The following is a 21698-nucleotide window of genomic DNA, read 5'->3' on the forward strand; positions in this document are numbered from 1 at the left end:
TCCTACGCTTTTTATATAGAAGGAATTGTTTCAATCCGTTTTCCTTGCAAACTTGTAGAATGAATCGAATGCTAAAAAGGGAGAGTAATATGAACGTAACAAAGGCGATATTTGGTGAATTACACGGACAAAATGTGCATTCATTTACATTGAGAAATGATCACGACATGGAAGTTACTTGTATCGATTTCGGCTGTATGATTACAAAGATTCTTGTACCTGATAATGTTGGTACGTTCGAAAATGTTGTCTTAGGTTTTGATACGTTAGACGAGTATGTAAACGATTCAGCTTTCTTTGGTTCAATGATTGGTCGAGTAGCAGGAAGAATACATCCGCCAACATTTAATCTAGACGGTGTCACTTACAATTTACCTACTAACGAAGGGGAAAATCATTTACATGGTGGGCCTACTGGTTTTCATCATGTGATCTGGGATTCTGCCATTGAAGAGAATTCGGATGAGATTAACATAAAATTTTCCCATCTAAGTCCTGATGGCGATGAAGGGTATCCTGGAAAGCTTGAAGTAACAGTCATCTACAGTCTGAATAACAAGAATGAACTCGTTATTACGTATCAAGGTCTATCAGATAAAAAAACACTACTGAACGTAACGAACCATTCTTATTTTAATTTAAGTGGTGATGTAAAGAGGAATATACTCGATCATGAATTAACAATGAAAAGTGATCATTTTTTAGAGCTCAATGAAGCACTCCTACCAACAGGTATGTATATCGATGTTGAAAACACAGCTTTTGATTTTAGAGAAGGTAAAAAAGTGCGCGAAGGTGCACAATCGAAGCATATTCAGAACCAGCTCGTTGGCGGTGGATATGATCATCCATTTCTATTAAACGTAAATAATCAAGAAGAAATTTGTTTAGTAGATCCGATCAGTGGCCGAAAACTGATCGTTGAAACAGATCAGCCAAATGTTGTTCTATATACCGCCAATATGTTAGAAAGTAATTTCGAAATTAGAGGGGTTCTTTCGCAAAAGCACTTAGGGGTATGCCTTGAAACACAATGTCCACCAAATGCCATTCATCATCAAGACTTCCCTTCTATCGTGTTAAATACGAATGAAAGATATCAATCGAGAACTAGTTTCAAATTTACATTAGTTTAACAGAATTGATTTGAACGGTTGACACATCTCAAACAAAGGGGGGAGAAGACAGGTTTTATTTGATTAAACCAATAGAGCACATGAGTTGATAGCATCTGTTTCAAAAATCTATTTACCTATAATTGAAAGCGCTGTTAATCTGAATTAAAACGAGGCTACTTAGTTAGTAAATGGGCGATCTTACAGATTATTGATTCACTCACTTTCCTATTTGGTTTTTAAAATCTGTCTTTCATACATTATGAAACAAAAACGAAACGTACTATATCTTTTTTCAATTACGCTAGTAGCTGCGATTGGGGGTTTACTATTTGGATATGACACGGCTGTTATATCTGGGGCTGAAAAGTCAATCGAAGCCTATTATATTAATCCTTTAGGCTTAGGTTCGTTTGCGCATGGGGCAACCATTTCGAGCGCATTAATCGGTTGTATCATTGGCGGCTTAATTTCTGGTTATTTCGCGTCAAAATTCGGCCGTAAACATTCATTGATCGCAGCTGCTGGCCTTTTCTTCCTAACAGCTTTAGGCTCTGCTTATCCCGAGTTTTTATTTTTCACAAAAGGTGAGCCATCCATCGCTTTACTACTTACTTTTAACTTGTATCGAATCATGGGGGGAATTGGTGTCGGCTTAGCTTCAGCGATTGTTCCGATGTATATCGGAGAAATTGCACCTGCAAATGTTCGAGGTCGATTAGTATCGTTCAATCAATTTATGATCATTTTTGGGATGTTGGTCGTTTATTTTGTTAACTGGGGCATCGCTAATGGACAAACAGTAGAATGGATAAACGACATCGGCTGGAGATATATGTTAGCTTCGGGAGCGATTCCAGCGCTATTGTTTGGTATTCTTTTACTTTTCGTACCAGAAACACCTCGATATTTAGCATTGAAAAATCAAGATGATAAAGCTCTAGCTATCCTTACTAAAATTAATGGTTCGAAAGAAGCGAAATCCATTTTGGGTGAAATTAAACAAACAGTAACGGTAAAAATTTCATCCGAAAAATTATTTTCTTACGGGAAATTAGTGATTGTTGTTGGAATCCTTCTCTCTGTCTTCCAACAGTTTGTCGGGATCAACGTCGCTTTATATTATGCCCCTCGTATTTTTGAAAGCATGGGAGCTGCCAAAGATGCTTCGATGTTACAGACCATTGTTATGGGCCTGATCAATGTGGTCTTTACGGTTATCGCCATTTTGACAGTGGACAAATGGGGGCGTAAACCTTTATTAATCATTGGTTCCATCGGTATGGCGATTGGCATGTTTGGTGTAGCAGGATTGGCCTTTTCAAATATTATCGGGATGAGTACTTTACTATTTATTATTGTCTACACCGCTTCATTCATGATGTCATGGGGTCCAATCTGTTGGGTACTGATTTCGGAAATCTTTCCTAACAAAATTCGTGGACAAGCCGTGGCTATTGCTGTAGCTACACAATGGGCTGCTAACTATCTGATTTCATCTACTTATCCAATGATGATAGAATTTAGTGGTGGGTTAACGTACGGTTTCTACGGGCTAATGAGTGTACTTTCAGCAATCTTCGTTTGGAAGTTTGTTCCTGAAACGAAAGGGAAGACGCTCGAACAAATGGAAAGCATTTGGAAAAAACCTACTGGTAATCAACATAAAGCAGGATAAAAGAAAAAAAGGGTCAGACCCGCACTATAATATACAGACCAAAGTAAGCATCATTACGACTATGGACTGTATATAGAGTGCGTGGTCAGACCTTTCTCACGTATCCAAAAACGTCTTCCCTTTTAATTCATTCATTGTAATAACAAATTCATAGAGCAGTTTATACGAGTTTTCCATATCTTCTAAGTCTACGACCTCAATCGGTGTGTGGGTATAGCGCGATGGGATGGAAATAACACCTGTTGATACGCCTTTATGTGTCATATGGATTGCTCCTGCATCAGTACCAATGCCCATGAATACTTCAAGCTGATGAGGGATATGGCCGTCTTCTGCCACCTTCTTCAAATGTTGCGTGACAAGTGGATGAGCGATGAACGATTTATCGACTATTTTAATACACGGACCAGCACCTAATACGCGTGTACCTGTCATCAACGCATCATTTGTATCACTCGTCGGTGTGGTATCTAGTACTAAAGCGAAGTCAGGCTCGACAGCCGCTGATACGACGGATGCCCCTCTTAATCCTACTTCCTCTTGAACGGTAAATGCTCCGTAAATATCGCCATGTTTGGCACCTGTTTCACGTAAATTTTGCAGCAAGCGAATCAGTAGAGCACAGCCTGCTCGGTCATCCAATGCTTTTCCGACAACACGATGGTTGCCAATTTTCTTAAATTCTGTCCCATAAGACATAGGTTGACCTACGCGAATTCCCATTTCTGAGACCTCTTCTTTTGAACGAGCACCAACATCTATGTAAAGTTCGCGATGATTAGCCACTCGGTTTGGATCATCCCATTTCACATAATGAACGGATAAAGTCCCAATGACACCATGTACAATGCCACGATCTGCTTTTATGAGTACCGGCAAGGAAAGTAAGATTCGATCATCAAAGCCACCTAATTTTTCAAAGCGAATCAAGCCGTTTTCTTCAATTTTTTTGACAATAAAGCCAATTTCATCTGTGTGCGCCGCAATGACTAAAGATGGGAAACTTGCATCATTCCCCTTTATTTTCACTAGTAAATTACCAACTGCGTCAACATGATATTCATCTACATAGTCTTTCACTTCACGTAAAATAAACCGTTGAACATCTTGCTCGAAACCGCTTGGTCCCACGAGATTACTTAGATTTTTTAACAGTTCGTACATGGTTGTTCCTCCTTGTATACAAGAAGGGTCAGACCCCACATCTACTATATTTCGTTTATAGAGGTCGTAAATGACTTATTAAACGGGATATGGTGTGTGGGGTCAGACCCTTTCTGTCTTTACATGACGCAAAGATCATGTATAAAAATTGTAATGTTGCTTAATTCGTCAAGTACACTTCAGCAAAATTATCATTTTCCATTGGGTGAGCGTTAAATCCTTGTACATAGCCCCCAAGACCCATAGGTGGTGTTGTGTGACCAATTGTTACCCATGGTGCATCTTGATGGAAAATTTCCTGTGCTTGTTTGTACAACTTAATGCGTTCGTCTTGATCAAAGGTTACGCGTGCTTGTTGTAATAAATTTGTAAACTCTTCATTATCATAGAATGCACGATTGCTAGCTGGTTTTTCGATATTCGTATTACTTAAGTTCGGGAATAAGAAATTATCTGGATCAGCCATAACGCCTGTCCAACCGTATAAAGCCATTGGATGCTCACCTTCACCTGTCTTTTGTAAGTACGTTGCCCACTCATACGTTTTGATTTCTGCGTCAATTCCGATCGCTTTTAAGTTCGCTTGCATCGCTTCTGCAATTTTTAATGGTTGTGGTAAATACGGTCTTGGATTGCTCATCGTCCATAATTCTGTTTTGAAGCCGTCAGGGAAGCCTGCTTCTGCAAGTAACTTTTTCGCTGCTTCTACATCGTATTTGTAATCTTCAATCGCATCATTATAGCCCCAAAGTGAAGATGGGAATGGGTTTTTCGCTACTTCTGCATAGCCATTATAGAATGCATCAATTAACTCTTTTTTGTTAATCGCCATATTAATCGCTTGGCGCACTTTTACATTATCAAATGGTGCCATTTGTGTATTGAACACCATGAAGCCTGTGTTAAAACTTGGACGCTTAATCAGGCTTAATTGTGAATTTGCTTTAATTGTATCGGCATCATCTGGATTTAAGCCATCAATGATATCAACTTCGCCACTTTGAAGAGCGGTTAGACGAGATGAATTATCCGGAATCACACGGAAAATCATTTCATCCAAATATGGTTGTCCATCGACATAATAATTTTCATTTTTCTTTAAGACAACTTTATCATTACGACTCCAGCTCTCGAACTTGAATGGTCCCGTGCCAACTGGGTTTTCATAAAACTTGTCGCCATATTTTTTAATCGCATCAGGACTGGCAATTCCGAACATTGGAATCGCTAAATAGCTAATAAAAGGTGCTGTTTTTTCAGTTAGTGTAAATTCAACTGTTGATTCATCCACTGCTTTTACAGAGGCAATTTTGTGATTTGGATCACCTTTAAATCCACCATATAGGAATGGATAGTATGGGAAATCTCCTTTATGGTATGGGTTTGCTGGATCCATCCAACGTTCAAAGTTGAATACAACAGCATCTGCGTTAAAATCGGTGCCGTCTTGGAACTTCACGCCTTGTTTAAGCGTTAGCGTCCATGTTAAGCCATCTTCAGAAACTTTATAAGATTCCGCTAGTTTTGGTTGTAATTCAAGCTTATCATCATAAACAAACAATGTTTCAAAAATATTATGCGTAACACGAATCGACTCACCATCGGTTATATTGATTGGATCTAAACCAATTGAATCTGCGCCACGGCCATAAATTAATGTACCGCCAGCTTTTGGTTCTGTTGTTTCGCTCTTGTCTCCGGCTTTTTCTTTGTTCCCACCAGAACAAGCAGTAAGTAATAATGTAAGTACGACTAAAATACTTACAAATAATGAAGAATTTCTTTTCATCATCTTTCCCCCTATTTTCTATATGGAAAGCGGTACGACGAATCGTCCCGCTAACTACCTACTTTTAGTTTTTCATTTTTGGATCTAGGGCATCTCTAAGTCCATCACCCATTAGGTTAAAACCAAGCACAGTCAGCATAATCGCGATCCCTGGGAATAAAACGGTCCATGGTGCCTGAATAATGTATTGCCTTGAATCGGCAAGCATTTTCCCCCATTCCGCTTGCGGTGGTTGAGCACCCATCCCTAAGAATCCGAGTGCTGCTGCCTCAATAATGGCCGTTGCGATGGCTAATGTTGCTTGAACAATAATCGGCGCCAAACTATTCGGCAGCACATGATGGAACAAAATACGACCATCACTCATCCCTACTGCTCGAGCTGCCATAATATATTCTTCCTGTTTCACACTGAGTACTTTCGAACGAATGAGTCTGCCGAAATTCGGAATATTAATAATTGCAATCGCAATTAAGGCATTTTGTAAAGATGGCCCTAACACGGCTACGACCGCAATCGCTAATAGAATACTAGGAAATGCGAGCATTATATCAAAAATCCTCGAAATCACTGTATCAATCCATCGTCCGTAATATCCGGCGATAATGCCAAGGAAGCACCCGACGATAACAGATCCCGATACGGAGACAAGGCCGACCCATAATGAGATTCGAGCCCCATATAATACACGGGAAAAAATATCCCTGCCAAAGTCATCTGTTCCAAACCAATGCTCAGGCGAAGGTGGGTTATTTCGGATGGATAGTTCTTGTTCATTGATTCCGTATGGGGCTAATAGCGGTGCAAAGACCGCAATGATCATAAAAAATAGCACAATCCCTAAGCCAACCAATGCTACTTTGTTTTTCTTAAAGCTTTTCCATCCTTCCCGCCATGGGGAAACCGCTTCTTCCTGTTGAAGCTGGTTTGTCTCATTTTCACGTTTTGCTAAAACCGGCACAAAAATCCCCCTTCTCTTTAGTTGTATTTAATGCGTGGATCGATAGCAACATACAGAAGGTCCACAACTAGATTAATCAGTATGAAGATGGTCGCAATGATTAGTATGCCAGACTGAATCACTGGGTAATCACGAAACCCAATCGCTTCATAAATATAACGGCCAATTCCAGGCCAGCCGAAAATCGTTTCCGTTAAGATTGCTCCACCAAGTAATAGTCCTACTTGCAAGCCGATTACAGTTAACACTGGGATAACCGCGTTTTTCAACGAATGCTTGTACACGACAAAAAACATTCTCATCCCTTTTGCACGTGCCGTTCTAATATAATCTGAACGCATCACCTCTAACATACTAGAACGAGTAATACGGGCAATAATCGCCATTGGAATCGTTGCAAGAGCTAAACTTGGCAAGATTAGATGTCGGATGACTTCACCGAATTGGTCAAACCTACCAGCGATCAATGTATCGATTAAATAGAGATTCGTCACCACTTCAACTGGATCACGAACATTCTCACGTCCTGTTGAAGGAAGCCAACCTAATTCTAAAGAAAAAGCCCATTGCTCCATTAAACCGAGCCAGAAAACCGGAATCGAAATCCCAATTAAAGCCAGGATCATCGCCGTATAATCAAACCATGAATTTTGAAACCAGGCACTAATAATCCCTGCATTTACGCCAATAAAAATGGCAATAAACATCGCAACCAATGATAATTCCAATGTCGCTGCAAGGTATGGCCAAATTTCATCCTTAATTGGCGCTGAGCTTCGTAATGATTCCCCTAAATCTCCTGACAGGAGCCCTTTTACATAGTGAAAAAATTGCACATACCATGGATCGTTTAAGCCAAGCTTTTCTGTTAATTGCGCCATCGCTTCTTTTGTTGCTTGCTGCCCTAAGATCACTTGGGCTGGATCACCTGGGATTGCTCGAATGATGAAAAACACAACAAATGTCATACCAAATAGGACGGGTATAAGCATCAATAGACGGCGAATTGTGTACGTTAACACAAGAACCCCTCCCCTTTCATTTCTACATATCAATGTTTAGTCAAAAATCACTTCAAACGACAAGCCACAAAATGGCCTGGCGCAACTTCCACTAAATCATCACGTTCTGATTCAATATTCATCCAAGAATCATCGATGACATACGGACTTGGCAATGTGCCAAATTCAATCGCAGCTTGTGCATCCGCTTGATAATATTCCGGATCTGGTATCGGAACCGCTGCTAACAATTGTTGGGTATATGGATGAAGCGGATTTTGATAAATTTTCTCAGCATCAGCTAACTCCACCATCCGTCCTTTATACATAACCCCGACTCGATCACTAATATGGCGGACAACGCCAAGATCGTGAGCGATAAAGATATACGTTAATTGAAATTCCTTTTGCAAGTCTTTCAATAGATTGAGAACTTGAGATTGGATCGATACATCCAGTGCTGAGACCGGTTCATCTGCAATGATCAGTTTTGGATTGGTCATTAACGCCCGGGCAATGCCAATACGTTGACGCTGTCCACCACTAAATTGATGGGGATAACGTCTCGCGTGATAACTAGTTAGCCCTACTACTTCTAACATTTCACTAACTTTTTTCTTTCGTTCCGTCGCATTCCCAATTCCGTGGACGAGTAGCGGTTCCTCTAATATCTTTTCCACTGTATGTCTCGGATTAAGAGATGCATAAGGGTCTTGAAAGATCATCTGAATATTACGCCTTACTTTTCTCATCTCTTTTTTGGGTAGCGCCCGAAGATCTTGATTATCAAAGAGGATCGACCCGTCTGTCGGTTCAATTAACCGAAGCAGCATTCTGCCTGTTGTCGATTTTCCACAGCCACTTTCTCCAACAATTCCTAATGTCTCGCCTTCATTGACATGAAAAGAAACACCATCAACAGCCTTCATATCGCCGATTTTCTTCCCTAAAATCCCGCCCGTAATCGGGAAATATTTTTTTACATTTTTCACCTGTAATATCGGTTTGGTCATCCGGAAACACCTCCTTGATGTTCATGAAGGAAGCATCTTACTTTTTGTCCCTCTCCTGTTTGATACAGTTCAGGAGTTTCCGTAAAGCATCGATCAAAGGCATGCTCACAGCGCGCAGCAAAACGGCAGCCTTCCTTAATACTTCCTGGTTTCGGAACATTGCCTGGAATCGAATAAAGCCGATCAACCTTTTTTCGCATATCAGGGACAGATTTAATTAAGCCAACGGTATAAGGATGCTTTGGATTTTTGTAAATCGTCGCAATATCCCCTTCTTCGACGACCTTTCCGGCATACATCACGACAATTCGCTGACAAACTTCGGCTACAACGCCAAGGTCATGGGTAATCATCATAATCGCCGTTTGATAGTCTTGATTCAACTTTTTCATTAATTTTAGAATCTGTGCTTGAATGGTGACATCTAGAGCAGTTGTCGGCTCATCAGCGATTAACAATTGCGGATTACAGACCATAGCCATCGCAATCATTACTCGTTGACGCATGCCGCCAGATAACTGGTGAGGGTATTCATTTAGCAATTCTTGTGCGCGAGGTAATCCAACCATTTGCAAAATTTCAATCGCTCGTTCCTTCACTTGCTGCTTATTCCACTTATTGTGTAAGCGAATCGTTTCCATAATCTGATTCCCAATCGTAAACAGGGGGTTTAAAGACGTCATCGGTTCCTGGAAGATCATCGTAATATCATTCCCCCGAATTTGTCGCATCCGTTTTTCTGATGCCTTCGTCAAATCTTCGCCTTTATACAAAATTTCTCCGCCGACAATCTTTCCTGGAGGACTTGGGACTAAGCCCATAATCGATAACGAAGTCACCGATTTCCCGCAGCCCGATTCCCCCACAACCCCAAGGATTTCTCCTTTATTAATATAAAAGTCGATATCATCTACCGCTGCTACTTCTCCACCATCTGTAAAAAAAGAAGTACGCAGATTTTTCACTTCTAAAACAGATTCACCGCTCATATGAAAGCTCCTTCCAATAACATCTCTCGACATTCTATTCGAATTTTAATGCCAAATTGTGCATTTTAATACATTCAATCCTTATAATTGTATACATAAAAAAATTCCCAATTTGGCCAAAAGTCAATAAACTAAAACGAGAAGAACTTCTAAATTATTTATTTATCACTTTTTTAATATAATAATATTTTTAGAATTTTTGTTGTTTTCATGTAGTATACCGCATAACTCTACATTATTCTACAGTATTTTCACGCACTTTAAGAAGAGATCAGGCACTCAAAACTTTTTTAAGAAATGGATTTAGTGACTGAAAACGCTATGATTTTAGGCATAGAAAGACAAAGAGCCAATTTGAATGGGCTCTCTGTTTTTGCTTATTTTTCTGTAAAACTGGAGAAGAAATTTTATAAAAATTCAGCTCTAAGATAACAAGTCTGATTTTCTCTCGTTAAATATTGTGTGAGAAGCTTAATTTCAGCCAGATCATACTAGCATACATAGCAGTGCTACTATTTGAAAAAAGTTTTGAAAAATATCGAGTGGTTACAAGCCAAAAAACTAGTAGATCGATAGCTTTGTTTCGTGCATCCCCCTAGCTTTTCTAACATTACGAGCCGGAAATCAAATTTGCGAGCCGCATTTCGAATTTGCGCGCCAGATCAGACGGTTTGCGCGCCGGAATCGGTACTTTTCGAGCGAGATTTGAGATCTGCGCGCCGGAGCCAATTTTTTCCGTCGAGGAGTCGATGTTAAATCTCAAGGTGCCAGGCAAATTACCCTAATGGAAGAACTATACTTTTTCACCCGAAGCTCTACATAATTTTCAAACACTTAAAACGAGGCTAGGCATTCGTAACAATTTCGAGGAATTCTATTGAGTGGATGGTTTTAGCCATAAAAAATACCCCGTAAATGTTAGTCAAATGTCTAACATTTACGGGGCAGTTCATTAGGGTCAGGCTTTATTAAGGACTATTCTTATTTTTTACCGTTAATTCCCCTTTTTTCTACCTCGTGTTTAGGGTTACCTTTTCTAAATGACCAAATGTCAGAAACGGTTCTACCTGTGAAAATATCTTCAGCAACAGCATACCAGGAATACGTATGATTTGCCGGTAGACCTTTCCAATCTACTTGAGCAGTTTTACCGCTTTTCACATTTTCTACTTTGCCAATTTTAGAATTGGTATAAACGTTTACTTCAAATTTGTCAGTAGCGACTCTTTTTTCTTGTGGTTGAAGATCTAGGTTGATGACAAACTCATCTTTTTCTGCGTATTTGTCTGTGTCATAGTAATTGTAATCATTCATATAAGGGGAATATGTGTTTACAAGAATTCTGTTTTGGTCGGTATCGAAGTGCAGTAGGCGCATGTAGCCTTGTCCACCTTCTGGACCAGCTTGATAATCGGCAAGCATTTGGTAGACTTGACGATCTGGTGTTCCGTCTCCATCGTCATCGATTGAATCTACCAGCGTTTGAGCTTCATGGTAATGTCCACTTAATACAGCGATGACGTTTTTGTTTGGCACTACCACTTGGTTATAAATTTTTTCTCCAAGCGGGTGTCTTGTGCCAGTTGACAATAAATACTCGTGGAAGCTTAGAATGGCTTTTCGGTCCGGGTAAGCCGCTAAAACTTCGTTTAACCAAGCGATTGATTCGTCATCGACTCCCCAGCCCATATACGTGATGATATAATCATTACCATTAGCTGAAATTAAATCATAGTGGCCACGATTATTTTTGTAAGATTCGCCGTAGTATAGTTTGTCTTTAAAACGATCTTCACCAAAGTATTGCGAGTAATTTGTATAATCACCTGTTTTGTGATCTACGTCATGGTTGCCTGCTAAAACGCCATATGGTACTTTTGCATCGTCTAGAACTTTCATAAACTGATCGGCATTGTTCCATTGGTATTGCTTATCTGGTTCATCTACTAAATCTCCGGTGTGGATGACATATTTAATTTTTAATGCTTCTTGCATTTCCGCAATCCACTGTGTTTGTCTTTCATAAATATGCGGATAGCTCTCGGAATAATATTGTGTATCGGACATCCAAACGAATGTATAGTCATAATCGTTTGGAGAAGCCGGGATTTCATCTTGTATCATTACGTTGATTTTACCGCTCTTTACATACTCGTTTACAGGAACGTTTTGCTTTAACGAAAAGTCACCATTTCCTGCAATTTTATAATCGATTGCAACCCAATCATTTTTCGTATAATTCCATGCATACATCGTTACTTTTCGACCTTTTAGTGAATGACCTTCCCACGATAATTCGACAACATCATCCTTATCAACAGAGCTATCCAGTATTACATCAAAACGATGGTACGGGAATTGCGTAGTTGAATCTGTCATCAAATATTCATCGTCTGAAGCTGTTACTTTTGAGATGTCTTCATCGGTAAAGGATGTTTCCCCTTCTGGAACTGCCGTTTGCGGTGGCTCTACATCGGTTGCATGTTTAAAAGCTTTTACATGATCTTTGTTTGCCGCATTATATGTGAAGCCTTTGTAAAAACTCACGTTCATATCATCGTTCGTAGGATCTGTCACCTTTACTTTCAAAGTTGGAGATCCTTTTACACCTGGATCCCCATCGTTCGGTGATAGGAGCTTTGGCTTAGATGGTAATTCATCCACTACAGAGAATGGGATTGAAAGTTCTGTTTTGTTTCCTACTTTGTCAATTGCCGTAATCAGTAGCTCATGGTTGCCTGGTGCTAATTGTGATGAGGAAGTTTTATACGGAACGGTTATCGGTTCGTTATCCAACTTAACTTCCGCTTTTTCAATACCAGCTATTACATCGGTAATAGACGGATTGATAATAAATTCACCTTTATATTCCTTATTCTTTTCTATTGAAGGATCAATAACAGGAGCAGTGTTGTCTACTTTTACGGTAGCCGTCCGCTCGCCAATGACTGGATCGCTTACTTTAATCGTATGAGCACCATCCGATACTGCCGTTGTATTCCACTTATATGCCTTTGATGGAGCTTTTTCTACTGGTAGAGAAAAAGTGAAATCAACTGCTGGATTGGCATCTTTCATTGCAATCACCTTATCAGGATCTGTATAAACAGGATCATTTATTACTGTCCCGTCAGAAAGAACTAATCTCACGTTTCGTAAACTATAATCATCCCTGTTCTCTCCTGCATTCGAAGGGAATGGTGAAGCTTTATCACCAGAACGGATCGTAAAGGTGTTTTCGCCAATTTTTATTTTCTCCGGTTGTATCGGAACGGTGATTGTTTGCCAATCAAGAATTCCGTCATCAAAAATGCGTAACACTTCATCCCCCATCGTCACTCCATTTTGGAAAAAGGTATTCACGTTACTTACTTCAAAGGCAAGATAACTTTCATCTTCAAGAGCATGATAAGTCTGTTCCTTTATCTCAGACTCATCAATAAATAGCTTCATATTTTCCTGTGTTGCATCACTCGAAGAACCTTTAATAATTTCTTCTCCTGAAAGAAAATCTCCATTTTTCACATTGAGTCTTAACTTGTCAGGGTTTTTATCGCTTGTAATCTTCACTTTGTATGTATCACTTTTCACTTCATTCGTTCCGTCAGAAATAATGAAATAATACTCTATGTTTTCTTTCCCAATTAAATCAGGCGAGTAAATTGTATAGTAATACAGTAAATCATTATAATCCTGCTGTAACAATGCCCTTTTATATTCTGTTTGTTTATTGTTTTTGTAATACAGGGCAACCGTTTTTACTTTGACATTGTCCGTGGCATCAGCCTTAATCTTTAAATCTTCTAATTGTTTAATTTCAGGTTTACCCGTCAAATCTTCCACTGCAGGAGATACACTGTCATCCTGTACTTCAACTGTGTTTGCAGGGACTTGACTTGATTGGACTTTCCCAGGTGTAGCCGCATTTATTCCTGCACTTACCTTGATCATCTTATTTGACCCATCTACTGGATATCTGTATGTAATCCCTTTATCAGGATTTGTATCATCACTACCAGTTACTTCATTGTAATAAGCAACCGAGCTTTCAAATCCTGTATTGGTCGCTACGACAAGGCCTCGGACAGAACCATTTGCCATTCCAGCGCTGAAAATTCTAATAATATCTTTATTCTCTATTAGATTAGAATTGTAATTTGCGTTAAAATCCGCTACCGTTTTCTTCTCATTTTGTTCATTAATTATCCAAAAAACTAATGTATCTTTTGATTTTATGACAATATCATCAGGTACAGATTCCCAAATAACATCACTATTCGGGTCTTCACCATAACGGTATTGCATCTTATAATCTTTGAAATTTATATCTTTGTTCGTATTATTGTAGATTTCAATAAACTCATAGCCGTCAGCCCCTCCGACATTTGTTGAATCAGGAACAACTTCTGTGACAAGGAAGTCAGGCAGTTTGTTATAATCTATTTCCGGTTGTGCTATTGCAATTTTGTATTCTGACGTTTTAGTGATATTTTTTCCATCTGCTGCTTCAATATAATAAACCAAATCAGATTCAACTGCCTCAGCAGGAATTTCTACTGAAAACTTAGAAGAATCTTCAGGGGTAGCACTCATCGAAATCGATGTAAATGCTTCATCCCCTTCTTTTTTGAAATGTAGGGTTGCGTAAGGTACTGCTTGATCATCTGTAACAGTTGCTTCGATCCTGATTGGTGTGTATGCTTCGCTGCTATGTAATGCAGAATGCCCAATGTCAGGTGCCAATGTGTCTTCTATTATTTCAGGTAAAATAACGGCTGTTGCAGGAACTTGTACAGGTTCAAATGCTCCTGGCGTCGGATTTGCAAGCGTTTGGAATTTTTCCATTTCCGTTCCTGTTTTTGGATAGTTGAATTGAACAACTTTCCCAGTATTATCGGTCTCCCCTGGAAGATAACCTGCAGAGATGATTTCTTTCCCAGTTTGATCCTTAATAACAAGTGCACGATTCCCCCCATTCGCAAAACCAGGGAATACATCCTTGAATTGAATGACTTTGTCTTCAGTCAGGTTCAAATTAAATAGTGCATTAAAATCAGCTAAAGCCTTTCCGGCATTATTGAACCAAAATACGAATGTCTCTTGTGGTTCAATGGTGATATTACTCAGAATTTGAAATGGTTTTTCCACACCTGTATCCAAATAACGGTAAATAAAAGAATAGGTATTTAATAGTAATGGTTGATTCGTATTATTATAGAGCTCGAAAAACTCATAATTGTCCGCTCCTGCAGAATCTGGTGAAACCTCTGTTATCAGCAAGTGTGGAAGACTATTGAAATCTTCTACTGTAATTGTTTCTGTTGACGGAGTAGTTTCCGTTGCGGAATCACTCAAATCTGTTGATTCCTCCGTTCCTTCCAGTGTTGGTTTTGTAGATTCAGTGCTTGAATCAGTATGTACGAAATTTTCCTCAGTTGATACTTGTGGAATAGAAACTTTTTCTAGTTCTTCCGCTTTGGTAATGATTGGAGTAATTAAAATAAAGTTCGGTAAGACTAGGCTAAAAATTAATAGATACGATATAAGCACCCTAAATCTCTTGGTTTTCATAATTCCTCCTAAAAAAATGATCGATTTTTGTGACATAGGAAAATTATACAAATATTTTATTAAGGAGTATTTTGGAAATTGTAAAGTTTCGGTTCATCTAAAGAAAATAGGAAAATGTTATAGGCATCAATTCTGTATCGCTTTAATATATTGTTGGTTATTTCTTACATAGGTACCTTTCACTTTTACCGGTAAGTTGCCAAAGTTTAATCGGTAGTATACCCTTGATAAATTTAAGGAATTTAACAAAATATTAGGGATCATAAGGATAACGAGCTATTTTTACTCAAACTATCAATCTACTTTACTCTTATTATCCTCCCCCTACTCGAATGTTTAGTAGGGGTTTTTATCGATAATTTTTTGATTTGGACAAATAAAAAACCAGACTCTCATAAAAGAGTCTGGTTTTTATATGGTGTCAATATTATGCTTTTTGAACATTTGTAGCTTGAGGTCCACGTTGACCAGCTTCTACATCAAAAGTAACTTTTTGACCTTCATCTAATGATTTGAATCCTTCACTTTGAATAGCAGAGAAGTGTACGAATACGTCGTCTCCATTTTCACGCTCGATAAATCCAAAACCTTTGTCTGCATTAAACCATTTAACTGTACCTTGTTCCATTTTTGTTGCCTCCTAGTGTGAAAAACACACAATGTATTACTATCCCTGCCAAAGTGATCATTAGAACGTAAAGTTGAAACTTATACAATCCTTTACACCGAACAAAAATAATTCTTCTTTATGATACCAGAAAATGAAGAGAATAGCAAACTGCTTTAACACTATACTTTTAATTGATTAATTCGTGCGACGGCCACATCGACACTCGCTGTTGCTTCATTATCCCCTTTGTCATTGTTTTCATTTTGTTACAACGTGGTAAATCTTACTTCATGCATTACCTCGATCAATTACTTTTTAACTTTTCGAAAAATTTGATCTTTTATCCCATTACCACTTTAATTAATTAGAATAGTAAAGTAATATAGGTATATAAAATAGAATTAGGTTTGGAGGCATACATAATGAAAAAGAAAGTTGCCATTCTTGGTAGCAGCGGAGGGAACCTCTATTCTTTGGGCGGCAAAGAACCTGAGAAGCTTCTTGATGAGCTTCTCTTACAAATAGAAGCCGCTGACATTGTTTGCGGATCTCTCCAGTTTATTGCTGCCAAAGCATCCATGGATTCAGCGAAGGAAACAACAGAGGCCGTTCTTTATGGCTGGGATGAACACAATTACAAGCCGTATGTAATGATCGAAGGAACCTTGAAAGAAATTAATAAAGAAGCGGCAAGACTTGATGAAGAAATTGCTGCAAAAATTGAAAATGGGGCAATTGATGGGCTTATCTTCATGAGTGCAGATCCAAATAGTGCCAACCAAAAAGCAGTTGAAGCAGCCGCGAAGAAAAAGTTGCCTGCGACAGGAACTGGTGGCACCTCAATGGCAACGATTAGTTCAAAAGGAGGGAACGTAATTTCCACCTCAGGAACGACTGGGACAACGAATCGGACACGCGCCGTGACATTCATTACCTCATTAAGCAAACACTGGGGAATTTCGTATCGTCCAATTATCGGTAAAGCAAGCACTTATGGAAATTCTCAAAATCCATCTACTTCACCTTTTAAACGAATTAATATTCGCGGAATGATGCTAGCTTCCTTACCAGGTTTCATCGCCATGGCTTTAGTATTGGCGATGAGTAAGATTCCTGAATTAACCGGGCTTAGTGATGTTTTTGATTTAATGATTCAGGCCCTCCCAATCATCCTTGCTGTGATCGCTGCCAAGCAAGTTGCGGACCTTGATGATGTTTCCATCGTTGCAGGCATTGTTGCAGGGGTCTTATCAGTGGATGGCGGAATTATTGGTGGAATTATCGGCGGGATCGGTGCGGGGCTTTTAGTTCAATATATTTTTAGAAAATGTGTGGAATGGAAATTTCCTGCTACAACCGTTAATATTGCCGCAGGGGGTATTGCCGGATTAATTTCAGGATTATTTGTGTATTTTCTCATCGCACCTTTTGCCCTACAACTTGGAGAAGGAATTCGAACTTTGTTGAATACTCTTGTATCAATGAATCCAGTTCTTGCAGGATTAATCGCAGGTTTATTAATTTGGCCAGCAATTATAGGAGGAATCTACCATGCTGCCATTCTCCCCATTGTCCTTTTAGAAATGGAACGTACAGGGAACAGTTTCTTAGGTGCAGTGGATATGGTTGGCTTAGTCATGGTATCAGCTGGAATCACACTAGCAAATATTATTTCACCCCGGGATAAGAGAGAAGCAGCTGTGGCAGTACCTGGTTTTATGATAAACATGGGATTTGGCACATTTGTTGAAGCGGCATACCCCTTTATGTTTTCCAACAAATATGTATTTGCAGGAGCCATTGCCTCCTCCGGTTTAGGTGGGTTGCTTGTTGGCCTCTTAAATGTCCGAGGAACGGCTTATGTTCCATCCGTTATGGCCCCTTTCCTATCCAATAATATGAGTGGCTTTATCATAGCAATGGCAGGAAGTTTATTATGTTCGTTAATAATTACACTCATTATTAATAGATTGGCTAAAAAAAGGTCAAAGAGTGGCTCCGTGAATCAAGATAACGAGCTAACTGGATAAAGAATATTTATTTTTTCGTTATGTCCAGGTGATTAAACGCCCGCACACTTACACCACTCTATTGTCTAGTTAGTAAACAATGAATAGACCAAAAATATTTAAGAATATTACTTTACCCTCGTATGCTCCTTGTGGAGTTACTGAGGGTATTGGTTTAGGTTGGAATGAGTTATTGGACGGTTGTTCTAGCTTCTGAATTCTCTGGACGAGTTCTTTGTCTACCTTTACCAGGCCCTTTAGTTTTTCCTCAAGACCCTTAATCCCCCCAGCCTTAAAATGTTTAACCCAGCCAAAAACCATTAAGTGATGAATACCTAAACTTTCGCTACGGTCTCACAACCTATACCATTTTTCAGGTATAAATCTACTGCTTTTTTCTTGAATGTTACGCCATAGGTTTTATTCTTTTTTTCCATTAGAAAATCCCCTTCATAGTAGACAGATTTAATGTGCTTACTTTTTTCTGTCTACTATAAGGGGATCATATCAATCAAAGACACTCTGTCTTTATGAATTTAGGGTAATGGGACTATGACACTCAATGGTAGATTGTTGGTTATATGGATTTCTTTTTCAACTTATACTCCCTGATTAACTTCAAGTGATTTCCTGTTTTCACCGTATTAATTATTTCTTGATTTTTATATTTTAGAGCAGTTTTGATTTCCTTTTGGTTTGGTAAAACTCCATACTTAATTAAATAAGCGACCATATACTTGTTATCTTTATGTATGGCCAATTCTAGTGCTGACTCCCCAGATTTCACCTTGGAGTACACACCTAATTGTCTTGTTTCTAGACACCTAATTACACCATTTGTATCATTTTCTAAGATGCAATTAATTAGTTCATCATTGCTTTGTTTAGTAGGTTGACTTACCACTTTTTCTTTTTTTATTACAATTGATTTCTTCAAGGCCTTCTTATTTTCTTTTTCACTTCGATAGGTTAAAACCTTTTCCCTTACAAGAGCAGGGTCTTTTTTTCTAGTCATCATTTTAATGAAGGAATCCTCTACACTATAGCAAATCGTTTTATAGAAACCCATCTACTCTCCTCCTTACCTTACCATTTTTCTCGCTACATAAAAGCGACGGGCAAACCAGCCAAAAATACCCAGTCCAGCTACAGAAGCTGTTGCCGTTTTCTGCTTTTCTTTTAGAGAATCATGCTCTTTCTTACCGACCATATAATACTCACTAACGATTATTTTAGCTCTTTCGTAATGAGCAGGAATTTGAAGTTCTTCACCTTGTAAACCCATATTATATGCTTCATCTTGAATCTTTTTTATTTCTTTATTCGATTCAAAACCCTTTTTATACCACTTTATATAAAGGTCCTTTGATAGTTCTGGTTGTTTATAATCCAACATTGTAAAGGCTGCTTCATACCCGTCTTTCACATACTTTTCTTTCAATTCATTTTGACCCTTCACAAACCCTTCATTGTATGCAGCAATATAGATATCCTTTGTTTCTTTAGGAGGAGTTCCTTCATTGTCCTCTTTTCCGTCCTTGTATCCTAAAGCAGCAAATTCCTCTTTTTTCTTTGCATCTCTTTCACGAACAGCTACATTAAACCCTTCAGTAAATGATTCTTTTAAACTACTATTGCTATTATATGTATTAGGAATCTCAAGAATGTCTTGTTTAGATCCAAATTGATATCCGGCTGTTTTTGCGGACTCTTTGTCCGTAATGAGTTTAGTATTCCCCTCAGAATAACCTTTTTCATATCCCGCCAGATACCCTTGATTGTATGCATCCGACCCATTTCCATTTGTATTTTTTGGTATAGCACCATAGCCAGCTGTATTACCTGCTGAATATCCTTCTTTTTCCCCCTTTGCCTTATCATTTTCCGCAGTCTTCATGGCAATTTGGGCTGGACTATCATTTATTTTGCTGGTGTCATAGCCACTTGGTGCTTCACACGGTATACCATCGTCGACAATGTTTCCCCAACCATCCAGTCTTTCTGGATCATTATCTTTGGTATACCCTTTAGAGTTCCAATATTCTACTACTTCCTCATAACTAGAGAAATCGGAACAATCCTTATCCCATGATTGAGTGGAAGTAGTAGAAGTGGAGGTACTCTCATTCGATGATGACTCTGTTCCCCCGTTATGATAATGGTAGCCTGAACATAAACCCTTGGCTTGAGATTTCGCACTACAATTGTGTCCTCCGCTACTATCCGTTCTCCCTGAATGGGCATAGATCGTAGAACTTAAAACAAATGAAAAAAGCAGCGTAATAATTAATATTCTCTTTATCAAGTAATAACCCCATTCCTACATAATATTCTGACAATATAAAGAAACTCTTTATTTGTAATATTTACATATTTACCAACCTTTTACAATAAGGGTTTTTTGTTTGTCAGTAGAAAATTTATTTTGAGGAGGGATTTGAAAGGATAATATATATTGATTTTTTATGTCCCTATGATAAAAGGGAACGATCATGATCGATTACTTTGAAGTGTATTCAAAACTAATTGTAAATAGTTCTAGCGAATGGATTGAAACTTCTTAGTCCCTGTTGTTCAATACCGTATCTTTTTTGGCAACATTTGGGCTACACAAAAAAGACGGAATGCCAAAACAATGACTCTTCGTCTCTAGAAATTCAATGGTGTGCACATTGAGCAAGGACTCAAAATGAAAATAAACAACCCTTATTCCTTATAAATGGAGGACTAAAGGTTGCTTAACTCTCTCTTTCACTAGTTTAAGATTATATTGTTTTTTTCTATTCTTGCAAGTTTCTTAGTCCTTAATGATTGATAACAAGCTTCAATGACACTTAAATTTTGGTTGCTTAGTTTACCTTTGTTAATCGGTTGTTGTTCTAGGATACATCTTGAGAAATGTTCGACTTGTAAGAGGTATTGATCTCCAGAGACATGTTCTTCTCTCTCTTTTCCGTTTTCGTCTGTTACGGAAATGATTCCTTCGCCATCTCTTAAATCTGGACGAAAGGCGAAAGGCACACGAATGGAGCCCCTTGTTCCAAAAATTTCATACTGATGGGTCATTGGCTCGTCAAAGCTGCAATGAAAGCCTGCTGTAATACCATTTTCAAAGGTTAGTAGTCCAGTAGCCGTTACGTCAACGCCTACACTTGCAGGAATATCACCAGATACATAGACTTCTTTTGGTTCTTGATCTAATAAAAAAAGGCTCGCATGAATACAATAGCAGCCAATATCAAAAAGGCTACCGCCGCCTAATTCAGGATTGATCCGGATGTCACGCGTATGTAAATCGAGCTGGAATGTAAAGGCTGCTGTCATATGCTTTACATCACCAATCTCTTCACTTGCTATGATTTCTTTCACTCGTTGATGCTGTGGGTGGAATTGATACATAAATGCTTCCATAAATAAAACATTGTTCTCGGCACATGCATTTGTCATTTCTCTTAAATCCGCAGTATGGAGTGCTGCTGGTTTTTCACATAATATATGTTTTCCCATTTTTGCTGCCTTAATGACCCATTTTTTATGTAAAGAGTTTGGCAGTGGAATATAGACAGCATCAATATCTGGATCCTCTAATAAGTCCAGATAGCTGTCATATGCTTTTGGGATCTTAAATATTTCGGCTACTTGTTTTGACTTGTTACTTTCGCTGGCAATTGCATAGACTTCACTGTTTTTTGCTGCTTGTAAAGCGGGTATGATTGCTTTTTGTGCAATATTGGCAGTACTTAAAATTCCCCATTTAATTACTCGTTTCAATGAGTAATCCCTCCTTCAAATGTTTTA

Annotated in this window: 14 protein-coding genes; 3 read left to right on the top strand and 11 right to left on the bottom strand. The window is 38.6% G+C overall.

Annotated elements, in window-relative coordinates; genetic code table 11:
* Positions 1 to 89 precede the first annotated feature (89 nt).
* Positions 90 to 1136, top strand: coding sequence for an aldose epimerase family protein (locus AC1MGI_RS19120; RefSeq protein WP_480347046.1), 1047 nt, complete (start codon positions 90 to 92; stop codon positions 1134 to 1136).
* A 241-nt stretch (positions 1137 to 1377) separates the two neighbouring features.
* Entirely contained in the window at positions 1378 to 2793 is a 1416-nt protein-coding gene (gene xylE / locus AC1MGI_RS19125) for a D-xylose transporter XylE (protein WP_480347048.1), read from the top strand.
* Positions 2794 to 2889: 96 nt separating this feature from the next.
* Here the strand turns inward: xylE and AC1MGI_RS19130 are convergent, their stop codons facing one another.
* From AC1MGI_RS19130 to AC1MGI_RS19165, 8 genes are all read right to left on the bottom strand, one after another.
* Positions 2890 to 3957 (bottom strand): M42 family metallopeptidase, encoded by a 1068-nt coding sequence (locus AC1MGI_RS19130; protein ID WP_480347050.1) that lies wholly within the window; start codon positions 3955 to 3957, stop codon positions 2890 to 2892.
* A 160-nt stretch (positions 3958 to 4117) separates the two neighbouring features.
* Positions 4118 to 5746: an ABC transporter substrate-binding protein gene (locus tag AC1MGI_RS19135; RefSeq protein WP_480349884.1), complete on the bottom strand. Its 1629-nt coding sequence runs from the start codon at positions 5744 to 5746 to the stop codon at positions 4118 to 4120.
* A gap of 64 nt (positions 5747 to 5810) precedes the next feature.
* Positions 5811 to 6707: an ABC transporter permease gene (locus AC1MGI_RS19140; RefSeq protein WP_062177565.1), complete on the bottom strand. Its 897-nt coding sequence runs from the start codon at positions 6705 to 6707 to the stop codon at positions 5811 to 5813.
* A gap of 17 nt (positions 6708 to 6724) precedes the next feature.
* Entirely contained in the window at positions 6725 to 7729 is a 1005-nt protein-coding gene (locus AC1MGI_RS19145) for an ABC transporter permease (RefSeq protein ID WP_062177562.1), read from the bottom strand.
* Positions 7730 to 7776: 47 nt separating this feature from the next.
* Positions 7777 to 8721 carry an ABC transporter ATP-binding protein gene (locus AC1MGI_RS19150; protein ID WP_480347052.1) on the bottom strand — a complete coding sequence of 315 codons (945 nt, stop codon included), beginning with the start codon at positions 8719 to 8721 and terminating at the stop codon, positions 7777 to 7779.
* Positions 8718 to 9710, bottom strand: coding sequence for an ABC transporter ATP-binding protein (locus AC1MGI_RS19155; RefSeq protein ID WP_480347054.1), 993 nt, complete (start codon positions 9708 to 9710; stop codon positions 8718 to 8720). Before AC1MGI_RS19155 ends, AC1MGI_RS19150 begins: the two co-directional genes overlap by 4 nt.
* Before the next feature lie 981 nt (positions 9711 to 10691).
* Entirely contained in the window at positions 10692 to 15281 is a 4590-nt protein-coding gene (locus AC1MGI_RS19160; RefSeq protein ID WP_480347056.1) for a lamin tail domain-containing metallophosphoesterase family protein, read from the bottom strand.
* A 427-nt stretch (positions 15282 to 15708) separates the two neighbouring features.
* The gene (locus tag AC1MGI_RS19165; RefSeq protein WP_062177553.1) at positions 15709 to 15909 is read right to left on the bottom strand and encodes a cold-shock protein; all 201 of its coding nucleotides are present in this window, start codon (positions 15907 to 15909) and stop codon (positions 15709 to 15711) included.
* A gap of 404 nt (positions 15910 to 16313) precedes the next feature.
* Here AC1MGI_RS19165 and AC1MGI_RS19170 point away from each other — a divergent pair, with 404 nt between their 5' ends.
* A complete protein-coding gene (locus AC1MGI_RS19170) occupies positions 16314 to 17921 on the top strand; it encodes a PTS sugar transporter (protein WP_480347058.1) in 1608 nt (535 codons plus the stop codon).
* A gap of 556 nt (positions 17922 to 18477) precedes the next feature.
* Here the strand turns inward: AC1MGI_RS19170 and AC1MGI_RS19175 are convergent.
* The 3 genes from AC1MGI_RS19175 to AC1MGI_RS19185 form a co-directional block, all read right to left on the bottom strand.
* On the bottom strand, positions 18478 to 18969 hold the full coding sequence (locus AC1MGI_RS19175; protein WP_480347060.1) for a hypothetical protein: 492 nt from the start codon (positions 18967 to 18969) through the stop codon (positions 18478 to 18480).
* Between the two features lie 12 nt (positions 18970 to 18981).
* The gene (locus AC1MGI_RS19180) at positions 18982 to 20205 is read right to left on the bottom strand and encodes a YHYH domain-containing protein (RefSeq protein ID WP_480347062.1); all 1224 of its coding nucleotides are present in this window, start codon (positions 20203 to 20205) and stop codon (positions 18982 to 18984) included.
* A 449-nt stretch (positions 20206 to 20654) separates the two neighbouring features.
* Positions 20655 to 21671, bottom strand: coding sequence for a Gfo/Idh/MocA family protein (locus AC1MGI_RS19185; RefSeq protein ID WP_480347063.1), 1017 nt, complete (start codon positions 21669 to 21671; stop codon positions 20655 to 20657).
* Positions 21672 to 21698 lie beyond the last annotated feature (27 nt).

This window comes from Peribacillus sp. BM1 (genome assembly GCF_056679975.1).